Consider the following 16,050-nt stretch of genomic DNA (forward strand, 5'->3'; position numbering starts at 1 on the left):
GGGTCGCATCCGGAAGTCTTATGTCTGAAAAAATAAACTGTTGCAAATAAATATTGGGAATGAGTAAATATGTAATCGGGCTGGATTTCGGTACCGACTCGGTAAGGGCGGTGCTGGTAGATACTGCCGGGGGAAATGTACTGGAAAGCGAGGTACACTGGTACCGGAGGTGGAAAGCCGGGAAATACTGTAACGCCCCGGAAAACAGTTTCAGGCAACATCCGGCAGACCATATAGAAGGCATGGAACACACCGTAAAATCGGTAGTGCGACGCTCGGGGGTAGACGCCCGTGATGTCAGCGGTATATGTATAGATACCACCGGGTCATCCCCCGTTCCCGTAGACCGGAACGGGACTGCACTGGCACTGCTTCCGGGATTTGAGGAAAACCCGAATGCCATGATGATCCTCTGGAAAGACCACACCAGCATAGCCGAAGCCGCAGAGATCAACGAATTGTCGGGATCGTGGGGAGGAACAGATTATACCACCTTTATAGGAGGAGTGTATTCTTCGGAATGGTTCTGGGCCAAGATACTGCACATTGCGAGGGAAGACCGCGAAGTACGGGAAGCGGCCTGGTCATGGATGGAACACTGCGACCTTATGACGCATATCCTTACCGGGGCTCCCGAACTGAAAACCTTCAGGAGAAGCCGTTGTGCTGCAGGGCATAAGGCCATGTGGCATGAGTCCTGGAACGGACTGCCTCCGGAAGATTTTCTCAACCGGCTCGACCCTTACCTCGGCACCGTGCGCAAAAACCTTTATGAAGACACCTATACTTCGGATAAGGCAGCAGGCACCCTAAGTGCGGAGTGGAGTGAAAAACTGGGGCTTACCACAGAGACCGTGGTAGCGGTAGGTACGTTTGATGCCCATGCCGGGGCGGTAGGGGCCGGGGCAGAAGCCTTTTCCCTGGTACGGGTTATGGGCACCTCTACCTGCGATATCATGGTGGCGCCCCGCGATGTTATCGGCAACAGGGCCGTCAGGGGTATCTGCGGGCAGGTAGATGGTTCGGTGATCCCCGGGTGGATAGGACTGGAAGCCGGGCAGTCGGCCTTTGGAGATGTGCTGGCCTGGTTCAGGGAGATCGTGGCCTGGCCTGTCGATCATTTACTCGGAGATACCGGTTCGATACCTGCCGGAACCGCAAAACAGATCAGGGAAGAGATCAGGGCCGCAATAATACCCCGGCTGGCTTCGGAGGCAGAGAAAATACCGCTGGAAGAAAGTGTTCCCCTTGCTTTGGACTGGATCAACGGAAGGCGTACCCCTTTTGCCGACCAGGCCTTGAAGTCTGCCATTACCGGACTGAGCCTCGGTACGGGGGCTCCGCATCTATTCAGGGCGCTGGTGGAGGCCATCTGTTTCGGGGCACGCCAGATCGTAGACCGCTTCGAGGAAGAAGGGGTGGAGATCAGGTCTGTAGTAGGAATAGGAGGGGTGGCCAAAAAAGCCCCTTTTGTAATGCAGACCCTTGCCGATGTGCTCAACCGCCCTATTCACATTGCCGTTTCCGACCAGGCCCCGGCACTTGGGGCTGCCATCTATGCCGCGGTAGCATCCGGTGTGTATGACAGTGTGGAAGAGGCCGTACAGGCCATGGCCAGCCCTATGGAAAAAACATATCACCCCAGGAAAGAGAATGTGGCCTTCTATAGCGGGAAGTACAGGGATTACCAGGAACTCGCTGCATTTACAGAAGAAAGAACCCATCGATAAATATATGATATATGAGCTCAAAGTATAAAGAACTTAAGGAAGAATGTTACCGGGCCAATATGGCCTTGCCGGAACTGGGGCTGGTGGTCTATACTTTCGGAAATGTGAGTTGTGCGGACCACGGCGATAAGGTGTTTGCCATAAAACCCAGCGGAGTGCCTTATGATACCCTGGGGCCGGATGATATGGTGATACTCGATTTTGACAACAATATCGTGGAAGGGACCTTGCGGCCTTCTTCCGATACCCGGACACATGCGTACCTCTATAAGACCTGGAGCGATATAGGCAGTATTGTGCATACACATGCCCTGTATTCGGTAGCCTGGGCCCAGGCACAGATGGACATCCCAATCCTGGGGACCACACATGCCGACCACCTGACCACCGATATTCCCTGTGCCCCTCCCATGAAGGACGAATATATAGAGGGAAATTATGAACATATGACCGGTAAACAGATTGTGGACTGTTTCGGGGAGAGGGGGCTTTCTCACAAGGAAGTGGAAATGGTACTGCTGGGAAATCACGGCCCATTTGCCTGGGGAAAAAATGCCGATAAGGCGGTATACAACAGCAGGGTGCTTGAAGAAATAGCCCGGATGGCCTATCTCACCCTGCAGATCAATCCTGAAGCCCCCCGGCTTAAGGAGACCCTGATCCGGAAACATTACGACAGAAAGCACGGTAAAGATGCCTATTACGGGCAGTAAAATCTGTAGCAGTGTAACAGCTTAAAGTATTACATTAAATAAATCATAAAAAATACTTAAAAACAAAATGATAGAATTGAGTGATTACGAAGTGTGGTTTGTTACGGGCAGCCAGCACTTGTACGGAGAGGAGACCCTGAAAAACGTGGCGCGGCACTCCGGCGAAATTGCAGAATACCTCGATAACAGCGGGGATATTCCCGTGAGGGTTGTGGTGAAGCCTACCGTAACCACCCCGGAACAGATAACGGCCCTGTGCAGGGAAGCCAACAACTCGGAAAGATGTGTGGGACTGCTGGTCTGGATGCATACCTTTTCTCCCGCAAAAATGTGGATCAGGGGGTTGCAGCTGCTGCATAAACCCATGTGCCACCTGCATACCCAGTACAATGCCGGGATCCCGTGGAATGCCATAGATATGGATTTTATGAATGAGAACCAGTCGGCCCACGGGGGAAGGGAGTTCGGCTTTATGGCCGGAAGGCTCAGGAAAAACCGAAAGGTCATTACCGGGTACTGGAAAGAGGAAAAGGTACAGCAGAAGATCGGGGTATGGACACGTGTAGCGGTGGGATGGCATACTTACCAGACGACTAAGATTGCCCGTATAGGAGACAATATGAGGCATGTGGCCGTGACCGAAGGAGATAAGGTAGAGGCCCAGATGCGTTTCGGTTTTTCCGTGAACGGATACGGGATCGGGGATGTTGTGGCCTACCTGAATGAAGTCAGTGACAAGGATACGGATGCCCTGGTGGAAACCTACAGGGAGCTTTACAATACAGACCAGGCGGCCCATAACCAGAAAGCGGTCAGGGATGCGGCACGTATTGAGCTGGGGCTACGCGCTTTCCTCGAAGACGGCGGTTTCGGCGGGTTTACCAATACCTTCGAAGACCTTCACGGATTTAAGCAATTGCCCGGAATTGCCACGCAAAGACTGATGGCCGACGGCTATGGTTACGGGGGAGAGGGCGACTGGAAAACCGCTGCCCTGTTACACACGATGAAGATCATGACACAGGGGCTCGAAGGAGGGACCTCCTTTATGGAAGATTACACCTATGATTTTCAGAAGGAAGACTCCAGGGTGCTGGGCTCACACATGCTTGAGATCTGTCCGTCCATCGCCTCCGGCCGGCCGGACCTCGAGGTACACCCCCTGTCGATAGGCGGGAAAGAAGACCCGGCCCGGCTGGTATTCAATGTGGATGCAGGCCCCGCCATAAACGTGGCCTTGATGGACATGGGCAACAGGTTCAGGCTGCTGGTCAATGAAGTACAGACCGTAGCCCCGGAGCACGATCTCCCGGAGCTTCCGGTAGCCCGTGCCTTATGGCGGCCCGAACCCGACCTGGAAACCGCTGCCACGGCGTGGATACTGGCAGGAGGGTCGCATCATACGGTTTACAGCAAGGCAGCTACTACAGAATTTATAGAAGATTTTGCGGAAATGGCAGGAGTAGAATTGCTCCATATAGATAAAAACACAAATGTGCGTGATTTTAAGGAAAAATTACGCTGGAATGAAGTATATTACCACTTGTTTCAAAACAATATGTAATAACAATGCTGATGCCGGGTAACATCCTTTTTCCTTTAACAGGTCACAGGCAGTGCCCGGCAATGCTTTTCAATCAAAATCAATATCTATGAAAACGTATTATCTCTCCCTGGCCATGCTCGCCCTTGTAGCGTGCAACCAGAAGGCGAAAAAACAGGATGACACCACAGTACCGGCCGATACCGTAACGGTAGCGATGAAAGCCTCGGTCTCCAAAGAGAAGTTCGGAACACTGCCCGACGGAAAGGAAGTAGACCGCTACACCCTTACCAATGCTAACGGGATAAGTATGAAGGTAATGACCTACGGGGGAATTATCACTTCCCTGCAGACCCCCGACAAGAACGGTGAGCAGGGCGATATCGTACTGGGGTTTGACAGCCTGGAAGGATACCTGCAAAAAGGAGTGCCCTATTTCGGGGCGGTCATAGGGCGTTACGGCAACCGTATAGCCAAAGGAAAATTCGAACTGGACGGCAAGACCTATACCCTCGCTACGAATGACGGCCCCAACCACCTGCACGGCGGGAAAAAAGGGTTCGACAAGGTGGTGTGGACCGCTTCGGAAAAGAAAACGGACCATGGCGTGGCTCTTCAGCTGGAATATCTGAGCAAGGATATGGAAGAAGGTTATCCCGGCAACCTGAAAGCGACGGTTACCTACACGCTTACGGATGATAACGAACTGCAAGTGGACTACCAGGCAACGACAGATAAAAAAACGGTAGTCAACCTCACCCAGCATTCCTATTTCAATCTTGCCCCGGGTACGGCAACCATCCTGGACCATGAAGTGACCCTCCATGCCGATGCTTTTCTCCCGGTGAGCAATACGCTTATCCCTACCGGGGAACTCCGGCCGGTAGAAGGAACTCCCTTTGACTTCAGGAAAGGCAAAAAAGTAGGACAGGATATCGGGCAGGAGGATCAACAGCTTGAATACGGCGGGGGATTCGATCACTGCTGGGTGCTGAACGGCGCGGGAGAAGGCTTGGAAAAGGCCGCGTCGCTTTACGATGCATCCACCGGCAGACTGATGGAAGTGTTCACTACAGAACCCGCTATTCAGTTCTATTCCGGGAATTTCCTGGACGGGTCGCTTACCGGTAAAAACGGTGAGAAATACGTACACCGGTCCGGGCTGTGCCTGGAGACCGAGCATTATCCCGATGCTCCCAATCAACCCGATTTTCCTTCTACCGTGTTAAACCCGGGAGAAGAATATCACACGACTACCGTTTTCAGATTTTCAGTGAAATAAAAACCAGGCCCTGAATATGCGAATGGTAGTGTGTATGTTCGGGCAATAAAAAAACTGACCATATCAAATGAAGAGTTTAGATACATTAGACTGGATATGCATCGCTGCATATTTCCTGGTATTATTCGGCCTGGCGGTCTGGGTGATCATGAAGAAGACCAAGAATACCGAAGACTATTTTCTGGCCGGCAGAAATATCGGGTGGTTTGTAGTCGGGGCTTCCATATTTGCTTCCAATATCGGTTCCGAACACGTGGTGGGGCTTGCCGGGGCGGGAGCGGGCGATAAGATGCCCATGCTTATTTTTGAAATTCAGGCCTGGGTAGTCCTTATCCTCGGATGGGTATTCCTGCCGTTTTATGCCAGGAGCGGGGTATTTACCATGCCGGAATTTCTCGAAAAGCGTTTTAGTGCGAAGTCCAGGTGGTTTTTATCCGTAGTATCGCTGGTAGCCTATGTCCTGACCAAGGTTTCGGTGACCATCTATGCCGGAGGGGTAGTGGTTTCGGCCCTGCTCGGGATCAATTTCTGGGTAGGAGCCATCTCTACCGTGGTACTGACCGGGGTGTATACCATTTTCGGGGGCATGAGGGCGGTTGTCTATACGGAAACCCTCCAGGCCATCGTACTGGTTATAGGGGCAGCGGCGCTGACCTTCATAGGCCTGGATTACGCCGGGGGCTGGGGCGAGCTCAAGGCCACCCTGGGACCGGAGTATTTCAATATGTGGCGGCCCCCTTCCGATCCCGATTTTCCGTGGCCCAGCCTGCTTATAACCAGTACGATAACGGGAGTCTGGTACTGGTGTACCGACCAGTATATCGTACAGCGTACCCTGACGGCCAAAAACCTTAAGGAAGGCAGGAGAGGGGCTATATGGGGGGCATTTCTGAAGCTCCTGCCCGTTTTTATCTTTCTTATCCCTGGCGTTATCGCACTGGCCCTTAAACAAAAAGGAATGCTGGAATGGGAAACTCCCGATCAGGCCTTTCCCGTACTGATGAGCAACCTCCTGCCTTCCGGGCTCAGGGGACTGGTGGCTGCGGGGCTCCTGGCGGCACTCATGAGCTCACTCGCTTCCGTGTTCAATTCCTGCTCCACCCTGTTTACCGTAGATATCTATAAGAAACTCAGGCCGGAAACCTCAGAGACAAAACTTGTAAGGATAGGGCGTATCGCTACCCTTATCGTTGTTTTTCTGGGGATAATCTGGATCCCGATTATGGCCAACATATCCGGGGTACTGTACGAATACCTGCAATCGGTACAATCGTATATAGCGCCGCCTATCACTGCGGTATTCCTCCTCGGGATCTTCTTCAAGCGTATTAATGCCACGGGCGCATACACCACGCTGGTCGTAGGCTTTATAGCCGGTATGACGAGAATTGCCCTGGAACTCATGAGCGACAGTTTTGCCGAAGGCAGTGTACTGCATACCCTGGCTACGGTAAACTTCCTGACCTTCGGGGCCTGGTTCTTCCTGTTTTGTGTGGTACTGCTTGTAGGGGTAAGCCTGCTCACTCCCGCACAGGACGAGAAGCAACTCGCCGGACTGACCTTTGCCACAGTGCGTAAACCCCAGCCCGGAGAAGAGAAATCCTATGGCTGGATAGATATTGCCGCATCGGTGGTGATCGTGATCATCGTTGCCTGGGTCATGTTATCGTTCAACGGAACATAGAAGCAAAAAATGTGATTATCAGGTTACCAAACTGCCTTTCCCGGTAATATGGTAACCTGATACCACATTATCACATTATCTCATTTACCATTCGATTTGATCTTGATATCCGGGGTGTGATAGACCATGGAATTTTCCGGTACGGAAGAAGTCAGCCAGACATTTCCCCCGATAATACTGTTGGTCCCGATCACCGTTTTGCCTCCGAGTATGGTAGCATTGGCATAAATGGTCACGTTGCTTTCCACCGTAGGGTGCCTTTTTACATCGGTAAGGGATTTCTCCACATGAAGCGCGCCGAGGGTAACCCCCTGGTATACCTTCACATGGTCCTTAATCACCGTAGTTTCCCCGATCACTATCCCCGTTGCGTGATCGATAAAGAACGACTCGCCGATCTGTGCCCCCGGGTTGATGTCCACCCCCGTAAGCCGGTGTGCGTATTCGGCCATTAAACGCGGGACTATGGGAAGTCCGTACAGGTATAACGGCCTGCTCAGGCGATAGACCGCTATGGCCAGGAAGCCGGGATAGGCCAGGCAGACTTCTTCAATGGTCCTGGAAGCAGGATCGTTCTCTACGATGGCCCGGGCATCCAGGTTGAGTTTTCTGAGGATCTCCGGGAGTTCGTTCAGGTAATTTTCCCATATCTTGCTGCAGGGTTTCCCCGGGGCCCAGCAGGCAAGGTCCACGATCTCCTGGAATTCCCTTTCGAGAACGTCTATGTTTTCGGCCACCGAGGTGTCGTTGTCGAACAGGGTATAGAAAAGACGGGAGGTAAAAGCCTCGGTTTTCTCCTTTAACTGAAAGCGGAGGTTAGGGTTTTGTTTGTGCTTTATAATGCCCTCTATGATTGCTTCTTTTTTCATCTGTTTAAAATTTTTTGCACCGACCAAAATATGCAAAAAATTTCTGCACATTCAGGAACCGCTGCGCTCTCACATGAAAAATTTTAATCATTTCCCTGTGTGAAATATTTGATTAAAGTTTTTCATGTTCGTTTCATTGTGTGTTTTTGGGTCTGTTTTAAAATAACGCAGGGTGTGCGGAGAATGGTTGATGCCGGAACTAACAGACACCGATAAGGTTCTTGAGCTTGCAATAGGTGATATGGAAATAATGCATATGGTACATAAGCGCGAGATAACAGGGATACAAAGTTATAAAAGGAAAAGTTTCCGCTCTACCATTTTTTCCGGGAAATGACAAATGCAACAAAAATCCGGCTGTATATAAAATTTCTCCTGTCACTTTCCGGCCGGAATGGGAGATAAGGGTAATCACAATAGTATGTTTTTAGTCTAAAACCTATTTCAAAAGTTTTATTTTCTTACTTTTATATTTCTGTTATTCTAAAAAATATTCTGTTTATGCTGGTAAAGATCTTCGGTAGTGCCGTTTTTGGTGTGGAGGCCACGACGATTACCATAGAGGTGAATGTATCTCTGGGAGTAGGCTATCATCTTGTGGGCCTGCCCGACAATGCCATCAGGGAAAGCAATTACAGGATTGCTTCGGCACTTTCTGCCAACGGGTATAAAATTCCCGGGAAACGGATCACCATCAATATGGCCCCCGCGGATATGCGAAAGGAAGGAGCTGCCTACGACCTGTCTCTCGCTGTGGGCATACTGGCCGCATCGGGGCAGATAAAGAGTGATGATATAGCCGGGTATATCATTATGGGCGAACTGTCTCTCGACGGTGGCCTGCAGCCGATAAGGGGGGCATTGCCCATAGCGGTACAGGCCCTGAAGGAGGGGTTCCGGAAGTTTATCCTGCCGGAACAGAACGCGAAAGAGGCCGCTGTGGTAGAGGGGCTGGAGGTGTATGGCGTCAGCAATATAAAAGAGGTTGTCGATCACTTTGACGGCAAGGTACCCCTTAAAGCGACCCGGGTAAACCTGAAAGAGCTATTTTATGTCAATACGGACCGCTTCGAACACGATTTTGCCGATGTACGGGGGCAGGAGAGTATTAAGAGATGTATGGAGATCGCAGCAGCGGGGGGCCATAATATCATACTTATAGGTCCGCCGGGTTCTGGAAAGACCATGCTGGCGAAAAGGCTTCCCGGCATTCTGCCTCCCATGACCCTTGAAGAGGCCCTCGAAACCACCAAGATACACAGTGTGGCCGGCCGGATCGAAAAAAGCGGCCTTATGGGGCAGCGGCCATTCAGGGCGCCCCATCATACGATTTCCGATGTTGCCCTGGTAGGAGGGGGGACGTATCCCCAGCCCGGGGAGATCTCCCTGTCCCATAACGGCGTATTGTTCCTCGACGAACTTCCCGAATTCAAGCGGAGTGTCCTGGAAGTCATGAGGCAACCGCTGGAAGACCGGGAGGTTACCATTTCCAGGGCCAGGTTCAGTGTTACCTATCCCTCTTCCTTTATGCTTGTGGCCAGTATGAACCCCAGTCCGGGCGGGTATTTTAACGATCCGGATGCCCCGGTGGTCTCTTCCCCTTCGGAAATGCAGCGCTACCTCGGAAAAATATCCGGTCCGCTGCTGGACAGGATCGATATCCATATTGAAGTGAATCCCGTTCCTTTTGAAAAGCTGGCCGATGACAGGCAGGGAGAGTGCAGTGCGGATATACGCAAAAGGGTGATCCGGGCCAGGGAAATACAGGACGGCCGCTTTGACGGTATTCCGGGCCTGCATTACAATGCCCAGATGAGTACCAGGCAGATACGGCGCTTCTGTTCCCTGAACGGTGAATGCAGGCAGCTGCTTAAAAAAGCCATGCAGCAGCTGAACCTTTCGGCACGGGCCTATGACCGTATCCTCAAGGTGGCCAGGACTATTGCAGACCTGGACGGAAGCAATCACATCACTTCTTCCCATATCGGGGAAGCCATTCAGTACAGGAGCCTGGACCGGGACGGCTGGCTTGGGTAATTAAAAAAAAGAAATATCTTTGAGAGGATCATAACACAGTATCCTCTAACACATTTCATATGGCGCAAAAACTACACCTCGTTATTTTAATGTCCCTGCTCACAACAGTGTGGGTATCCTGTAAACAACAGCCGGAAAAGACAGGGGAGGGCACTGCCGGCCCGGAAGAAAACACTTACCACAGGCTGACCCTTGAGGAAGCAAACCGCCTGGCCGAACTCCCCCTGCACTGTATGCAGACCGAATATCCCAACAAACTGAGCCAGACACTGGCCGACGCTACCGGCCTGAAAAGCCCGGAAGCGCTTCATCCCGCATTTTACGGCTGTTTTGACTGGCATTCCTCCGTGCACGGGCACTGGATGCTGGTGAGCCTGTTAAAGCAGTTTCCCGGACTCGAAAAAGGCGAGGAAATAAAACAGAAGCTAAAGGAGAACATATCGGCAGAAAACATTTTACGGGAAGTTGCATATTTTAAGGAAGAACCCTCGTATGAACGTACTTACGGATGGGCATGGCTGCTCAAGCTTGCCGGAGAGCTGCACACCTGGGATGCCCCGCTGGCCCGTGAGCTTGAGCGCAACCTGCAGCCGCTTACCGATGTTATTGTGAAAAGTTACCTGGACTTTCTTCCGAAGCTGCATTACCCCATACGTGTGGGCGAACATTCCAATACCGCATTCGGGCTGACCTTTGCGTATGACTATGCGGCAACGGTAAAACACGAGGCACTGCTTGCCCTTATTAAAAAAAGGGCCCGGGATTTTTATTCCGGAGACCGCGATTGCCCGATGGGATGGGAACCCGGCGGATTTGACTTTCTCTCTCCCTGTCTCGAAGAGGCCGATATCATGAGAAGGGTGCTTCCGCACGATGAATTCCGGGACTGGTTTGAAAACTTCCTGCCGCAGCTCAAAGATCCCGGTTTTGCATGGGAACAGGGAAAAGTATCCGACAGGACAGACGGCAAACTGGTACACCTCGACGGGGTAAACTTCAGCAGGGCGTGGTGCCTTTATGCCATTGCCCGCGATTTTCCCGAATACGGCCACCTGCGTAAAATTGCCAATGCACACATTGCGTATTCGCTGCCCCATATTGTAGACGGCAATTACGAAGGGACCCACTGGCTGGGGTCTTTTGCCGTATATGCCCTGCAAACTGCACATTAGATGTTCGGGTTTTTTAAAAAAACAGGTCCGGGAACCCTGGTGGCCGCGGCGTTTATAGGTCCCGGCACCGTAACCGTATGCACCCTGGCCGGGGTGGGGTTCGGTTATGCCCTCTTATGGGCTATGGCGCTGTCGGTAACCGCTACGGTCGTCCTGCAGGAAATGGCTGCCCGTATTGGTATTATAACAGGTATGGGGCTTGCCGAAGTCATCAAGGCACAGCTACGGCACCGTTTTTTAAAAATACCGGTTATCGTGCTTGTTTTTTCTGCCGTAGTCATCGGCAATGCGGCCTATGAGGCGGGAAACCTGAGCGGGGCTTCCCTCGGGATGGCCGGGGTCTTTCCGGAAGAACTTATCCGGTTTTACCCCCTGCTTACCGGTATGGTAGCCTTTGTCCTGCTCTATGCCGGCAGTTATAAGGTACTGGAACGCTGTATGACCGTTATGGTCCTGGTCATGAGCCTGTCGTTTATATGTGCTGCCGTTATGACCGGGCCGGATATGGGTGAAGTATTACAGGGCCTTTTTATTCCGCAGGTTCCGGAAGGAAGCATTCTTACCATTATCGGCCTGATCGGGACTACGGTAGTCCCCTACAACCTTTTTCTGCACGCCTCCCTGGTCAGGGAGCGGTGGAGCGGGGCCGGGGACCTGAAAGCAGCCCGGAAAGATACCCTGCTGTTCGTACTGCTCGGGGGGCTGGTATCCACAGCCATTATAATTACAGCTGCGGGGAACGGGCTTACCGGTGTTGAGAACGTGATGGATATGGCTAAGGGACTGGAACCGGTCTATGGCAGGTTTGCAGTCTATTTTATAGGAACAGGGCTGTTTGCAGCAGGAATCACCTCTTCCATAACAGCCCCGCTGGCTGCGGCTTATGTGGCTAACGGATGTTTCGGGTGGAATGCTTCCCTGAAAGACACCAGGTTCCGCCTGGTGTGGATGATCGTTATCGGTACAGGCGTTCTCTTTGCTTCCGCAGGGTTCAATCCCATAGAGCTGATACTGTTTGCTCAGGTGGCCAATGGTATATTGCTTCCCGTGGTGGCATTGTTCCTGTGGTGGGCAGTCAACAGGACCGGGGTGCTGGGGCGGTATAAGAACACCCTGGTACAGAACCTGCTCTCGGGAGGGATTATCCTCGTTACCGTTATTCTCGGCATACGCAGTATCCTCAAGGTGTTGGGATGGGGAGAATAAGGAAAAATCCATAATTTTACGGCAGGACAAAAAATACTGTTATGCCCGATATAAAGATCAACTGTGACCTGGGAGAAGGACTGGACAACGAAGCCTTGCTGATGCCCTATATTTCCTCGTGCAGTATTGCCTGTGGCGGTCATGCCGGGAGCAGGGACATCATGGAAAGGGTGGTGGAGCTTGCCCTGGAGCACCGGGTACATACCGGGGCCCACCCGTCTTACCCGGACCGGGAAAATTTCGGCAGGCGCTCTGTAGAAATGGAAGACGGGGCGCTTATACGCAGTATACGCGAACAGCTTTTATTCCTGTCGGACATACTGGAAGAAAAAGGGGCCGCGCTTCACCATATCAAGGCCCACGGCGCCCTGTACAACGATATGGCCGAAGATACTCAAAAGGCGGCTGTTTTCCTGGAGGCCATAGCGCCGTTTACGGAACAGGCCGTTCTGTATGCCCCTTTCGGATCTGAGGTGGCAAAAATGGCGGAAGAGAAGGGGACAGGGGTGGTTTATGAAGCGTTTGCCGACCGGAATTATACCGACCGGCTCACCCTGGTACCGCGTACCCGTAAGGATGCGGTGATCACCGATAAGGAAAAAATAAGGGAACATGTAGTACGCATGCTCGAAGAGCACCGCGTACGTACGGCGGCAGGCCGTTATATTCCGATAAAGGCAGATACTTTCTGCCTTCACGGCGACAATTCCAATGCCGTGGAAATACTGGAATACCTGGCTCTGACCTCCTGAAACCTTATAAATAAACCACTCAGGACAGCAAGTCCGGAGGTTTAAAAAGGCAATGGAATTGCCATGGTTATCAGGTTATTGAGTTACTGAGTTATTACGTATTGACTAAATAACTCAGTAACCCAATAACTCCGTATTTTATACTGATTTCACTTTGTTATCCGGAAGTTTTTTTGCTACTTAGCACTATGGCTTCAGCTGTAGAAAAATACCACATTTCCATAATCCCTTTCGGCCCCGGGGCCATACTGGTCACCTGGCCGCCACGTATAGAAGAGGGCATACTGGAAGACATCATTCTCTTCGGCAGGGTAATCGCAGACAGACTGGAAAAAGCATGCGAACAGGTCCCCGCCTATCACTCCCTGTTGCTGGTCTTTGACGAGGCGGTTAACACCGCTGAGATCTCCGACCGGCTTTCCGGGCTCTACGGCAGTATGGACCGGAAACCCCTGGAGCGGAGGCTATGGCGCATCCCGGTGTGTTATCACCCCGGTTTTGCACCGGATATGGCGTTGTTGTCGGAACGCAAGGGGATTTCCCCGGAAGAGATCGTAAAGCGGCATACCCGTGCTACTTATACGGTTTATGGCATTGGCTTCCTGCCCGGTTTCATGTACCTGGGAGGGCTGGACGAAAGTCTGGTTACCCCGCGGCGAAATGAGCCCCGGCAAAAGGTGAGCAGGGGGGCTGTGGGCATAGGTGGAAGGCAGACGGGGATATACCCGCAGCAAAGTCCGGGAGGATGGAACATCATAGGAAACTCTCCGGTGCAGTTGTTTGATCCGTTAAAGAAAAAACCCTGTCCTGTCGGCATAGCGGACAAGGTCCGTTTTTATGAGATAAGCCGTGAAGAACACGAACTCCTGGAAATAGAAGTATCGGCCGGGGTGCATAAACTCAAAAATGAAAAATGGTATGATTAAAGTGCTGGCGCCGGGTTTGTTTACCACTGTGCAGGATACGGGGCGGTTCGGTTACCGGAACAAGGGAGTCCCGGTAAGCGGTGCGATGGACAGTTTTTCTGCCGTACTGGCCAACCGGTTGCTGAACAATGACGACGGTGCCGCACTCCTGGAGATCACCATGACCGGCCCGGAGCTTGAATTTACCGCACCTACACATATAGTGATTACGGGAGCCCGGATACGACCCGCGATAAACCAGACCCTTATCCCCAATAACAGGGTGATACGGATACACCCGAGTGATGTGCTCTCTTTCGGAAAACCCGAACGGGGCATCAGGGCATATATGGCAATAAAGGGAGGCTTCGGCACCCCGGTGGTCCTTAAAAGCCGGTCGCTCTACTTTCCTGTTACCGCTTACGACCATCTGAAGAAAGGGCAGGAGCTGGGCCATGAAGCTTTTGAAGGAACCGTAGATGAACTCATCGAGATCAAGGTAAACAATGATTTCCTGTTTGGTTCTTCCATACCGGTGTATCCCGGACCGGAATACGATATGCTGAATGCTGAAGAAAAGGAAATGCTGGGGCGGGGTTTTTCCGTTTCCACGCTCAATAACCGCATGGCGTACCAGCTGGAAGAACAACTGCCACCCAATGATTATGGGATCATCACTTCGGGGACATTGCCGGGTACGGTACAGCTCACCCCCTCGGGGAGGCTGATCGTACTGATGAAAGACTGCCAGACCACAGGAGGGTACCCCAGGATATTACAGCTATCGGAACAGGGGATTTGCGCTTTGGCCCAGAAAAAATACGGAGACCGGATTGTGTTTACAATGTGCTGATACCGAATGTAACGAAGCCTAACGGTAACTCTTCTTGATCCGGTCCAGGTTGCGCTTATTGTCGCGGTCTTTGATGGTTTCCCGCTTGTCGTGCATTTTCTTCCCTTTGGCAAGGGCTATCTCGATCTTTGCGAGTCCGCGGTCATTGATAAAAAGCCGCAGGGGGACTATGGTAAGGCCTACATTCTTAACTTCCTTATGGAGTTTCCGCAATTCCCTTTTGTTCAGCAGCAGTTTTCTCTCGCTCCGCGGTTTGTGATTGTAGTGTGTGCCGTGGGCGTATTCTTCGATATACATATTTATGACAAAGAGCTCGCCCCGGTCGTTAAATTCACAGAAACTTTCGGCAATGGAAGCCTTGCTGAGACGGATCGACTTGATCTCGGTACCCGTCAGCACGATCCCTGCCACATACTTGTCCAGAATCTCATATTCGAAACGGGCGCGCTTGTTCTGTATGTTGATCTTTTTTTGCATAAGGACAGCAAAAGTAATAACTATTATTGGATTTTTCTCCATGAACCCGTTCTGAGTTTGTCCATGCCTGTAAATCGTGGTCCAAGGCAGGAAGGGAATTGGAAATGCCCCGGGCGGATTTCGGAGGGCTATGCCAGCTGCAGGGCAAGCTTTATCATGTCCCTGAGCGACGTTTCCCTGGCAGAAGCTTCCATGCTTTCCCCGGTAATAACATGGTCCGTAATGGTCAGAACGGCGAGGGCCCTGACCCCGAAACGGGCCGCCAGGGTATAGAGAGCCGCAGTTTCCATTTCCACACAGAGTACCCCGTATTCCATCCATTTTTTATACTCATCCGGGTGATCATCGTAAAATGTATCGCTGGTAAGTACATTGCCGGCCCTTACTTCAATACGGTCTTTCCCGGCTATTTTCAATGCTTTTATCAGCAATTCGGCGTCTGCAGCGGGAGCATAGGTATCATGGTCAAATATACGCCTGTTCAGGTTACTGTTTGTAGATGCCGCCATGGCCAGCACGATATCCCTTACCTTTACAAAAGGCTGATAGCTCCCCGCGCTTCCTATGCGTATCAGCTGTTTCGCGCCGTAATCATTGATCAGCTCATGCACATAGATACTTGCGGAAGGGATTCCCATACCCGTACCCTGGACCGATATCTTTTTGCCCCCGAACTTTCCCGTATAACCGTACATGCCTCTTACGCTGCTGTACTGTACGGCTTCTTCCAGGAAGTGTTCTGCAATCCATTTTGCCCTTAATGGGTCGCCCGGCAGTAATACCGTTTCTGCTATTTCACCCTTTGCGGCGCTGATGTGTATACTCAT

At 51.7% G+C, this 16,050-nt stretch carries 14 protein-coding genes; 11 read left to right on the top strand and 3 right to left on the bottom strand.

The window, feature by feature from the left end:
• Positions 1-59: 59 nt before the first annotated feature.
• From DN748_RS10255 to DN748_RS10275, 5 genes are all read left to right on the top strand, one after another.
• A complete protein-coding gene (locus DN748_RS10255; protein WP_112371694.1) occupies positions 60-1,730 on the top strand; it encodes a ribulokinase in 1,671 nt (556 codons plus the stop codon).
• 11 nt (positions 1,731-1,741) lie between these two features.
• Positions 1,742-2,443 (top strand): L-ribulose-5-phosphate 4-epimerase, encoded by a 702-nt coding sequence (locus DN748_RS10260; protein ID WP_112371695.1) that lies wholly within the window; start codon positions 1,742-1,744, stop codon positions 2,441-2,443.
• A gap of 67 nt (positions 2,444-2,510) precedes the next feature.
• Entirely contained in the window at positions 2,511-4,007 is a 1,497-nt protein-coding gene (araA, locus tag DN748_RS10265; protein ID WP_112371696.1) for an L-arabinose isomerase, read from the top strand.
• An 88-nt stretch (positions 4,008-4,095) separates the two neighbouring features.
• The gene (locus DN748_RS10270) at positions 4,096-5,268 is read left to right on the top strand and encodes an aldose epimerase family protein (RefSeq protein WP_112371697.1); all 1,173 of its coding nucleotides are present in this window, start codon (positions 4,096-4,098) and stop codon (positions 5,266-5,268) included.
• Between the two features lie 67 nt (positions 5,269-5,335).
• On the top strand, positions 5,336-6,952 hold the full coding sequence (locus tag DN748_RS10275; RefSeq protein ID WP_112371698.1) for a sodium:solute symporter: 1,617 nt from the start codon (positions 5,336-5,338) through the stop codon (positions 6,950-6,952).
• Positions 6,953-7,032: 80 nt separating this feature from the next.
• Here the strand turns inward: DN748_RS10275 and DN748_RS10280 are convergent, their stop codons facing one another.
• Positions 7,033-7,821 (bottom strand): serine O-acetyltransferase, encoded by a 789-nt coding sequence (locus DN748_RS10280; protein WP_112371749.1) that lies wholly within the window; start codon positions 7,819-7,821, stop codon positions 7,033-7,035.
• 501 nt (positions 7,822-8,322) lie between these two features.
• Between DN748_RS10280 and DN748_RS10285 the strand changes: the two genes are divergently transcribed.
• The 6 genes from DN748_RS10285 to DN748_RS10310 all read left to right on the top strand — a co-directional run bounded on the left by DN748_RS10285 (position 8,323) and on the right by DN748_RS10310 (position 14,746).
• The gene (locus DN748_RS10285) at positions 8,323-9,858 is read left to right on the top strand and encodes a YifB family Mg chelatase-like AAA ATPase (protein WP_112371699.1); all 1,536 of its coding nucleotides are present in this window, start codon (positions 8,323-8,325) and stop codon (positions 9,856-9,858) included.
• 59 nt (positions 9,859-9,917) lie between these two features.
• Positions 9,918-11,030: a DUF2891 domain-containing protein gene (locus tag DN748_RS10290; protein WP_236636835.1), complete on the top strand. Its 1,113-nt coding sequence runs from the start codon at positions 9,918-9,920 to the stop codon at positions 11,028-11,030.
• Complete coding sequence (locus tag DN748_RS10295; protein WP_112371701.1) at positions 11,031-12,236, top strand: Nramp family divalent metal transporter; 1,206 nt, start codon at positions 11,031-11,033, stop codon at positions 12,234-12,236.
• Between the two features lie 41 nt (positions 12,237-12,277).
• Positions 12,278-12,988 (top strand): 5-oxoprolinase subunit PxpA, encoded by a 711-nt coding sequence (gene pxpA, locus DN748_RS10300; protein WP_112371702.1) that lies wholly within the window; start codon positions 12,278-12,280, stop codon positions 12,986-12,988.
• A 188-nt stretch (positions 12,989-13,176) separates the two neighbouring features.
• Entirely contained in the window at positions 13,177-13,914 is a 738-nt protein-coding gene (pxpB, locus tag DN748_RS10305) for a 5-oxoprolinase subunit PxpB (RefSeq protein WP_112371703.1), read from the top strand.
• Positions 13,907-14,746, top strand: coding sequence for a 5-oxoprolinase subunit C family protein (locus tag DN748_RS10310; RefSeq protein ID WP_112371704.1), 840 nt, complete (start codon positions 13,907-13,909; stop codon positions 14,744-14,746). Before pxpB ends, DN748_RS10310 begins: the two co-directional genes overlap by 8 nt.
• 18 nt (positions 14,747-14,764) lie before the next feature.
• Here DN748_RS10310 and smpB read toward each other — a convergent pair whose 3' ends face one another.
• Complete coding sequence (gene smpB, locus DN748_RS10315; RefSeq protein WP_112371705.1) at positions 14,765-15,223, bottom strand: SsrA-binding protein SmpB; 459 nt, start codon at positions 15,221-15,223, stop codon at positions 14,765-14,767.
• A gap of 128 nt (positions 15,224-15,351) precedes the next feature.
• Positions 15,352-16,050 carry a purine-nucleoside phosphorylase gene (gene deoD / locus DN748_RS10320; protein ID WP_112371706.1) on the bottom strand — a complete coding sequence of 233 codons (699 nt, stop codon included), beginning with the start codon at positions 16,048-16,050 and terminating at the stop codon, positions 15,352-15,354.

The organism is Sinomicrobium soli, assembly GCF_003285545.1.
GTDB lineage: Bacteria > Bacteroidota > Bacteroidia > Flavobacteriales > Flavobacteriaceae > Sinomicrobium.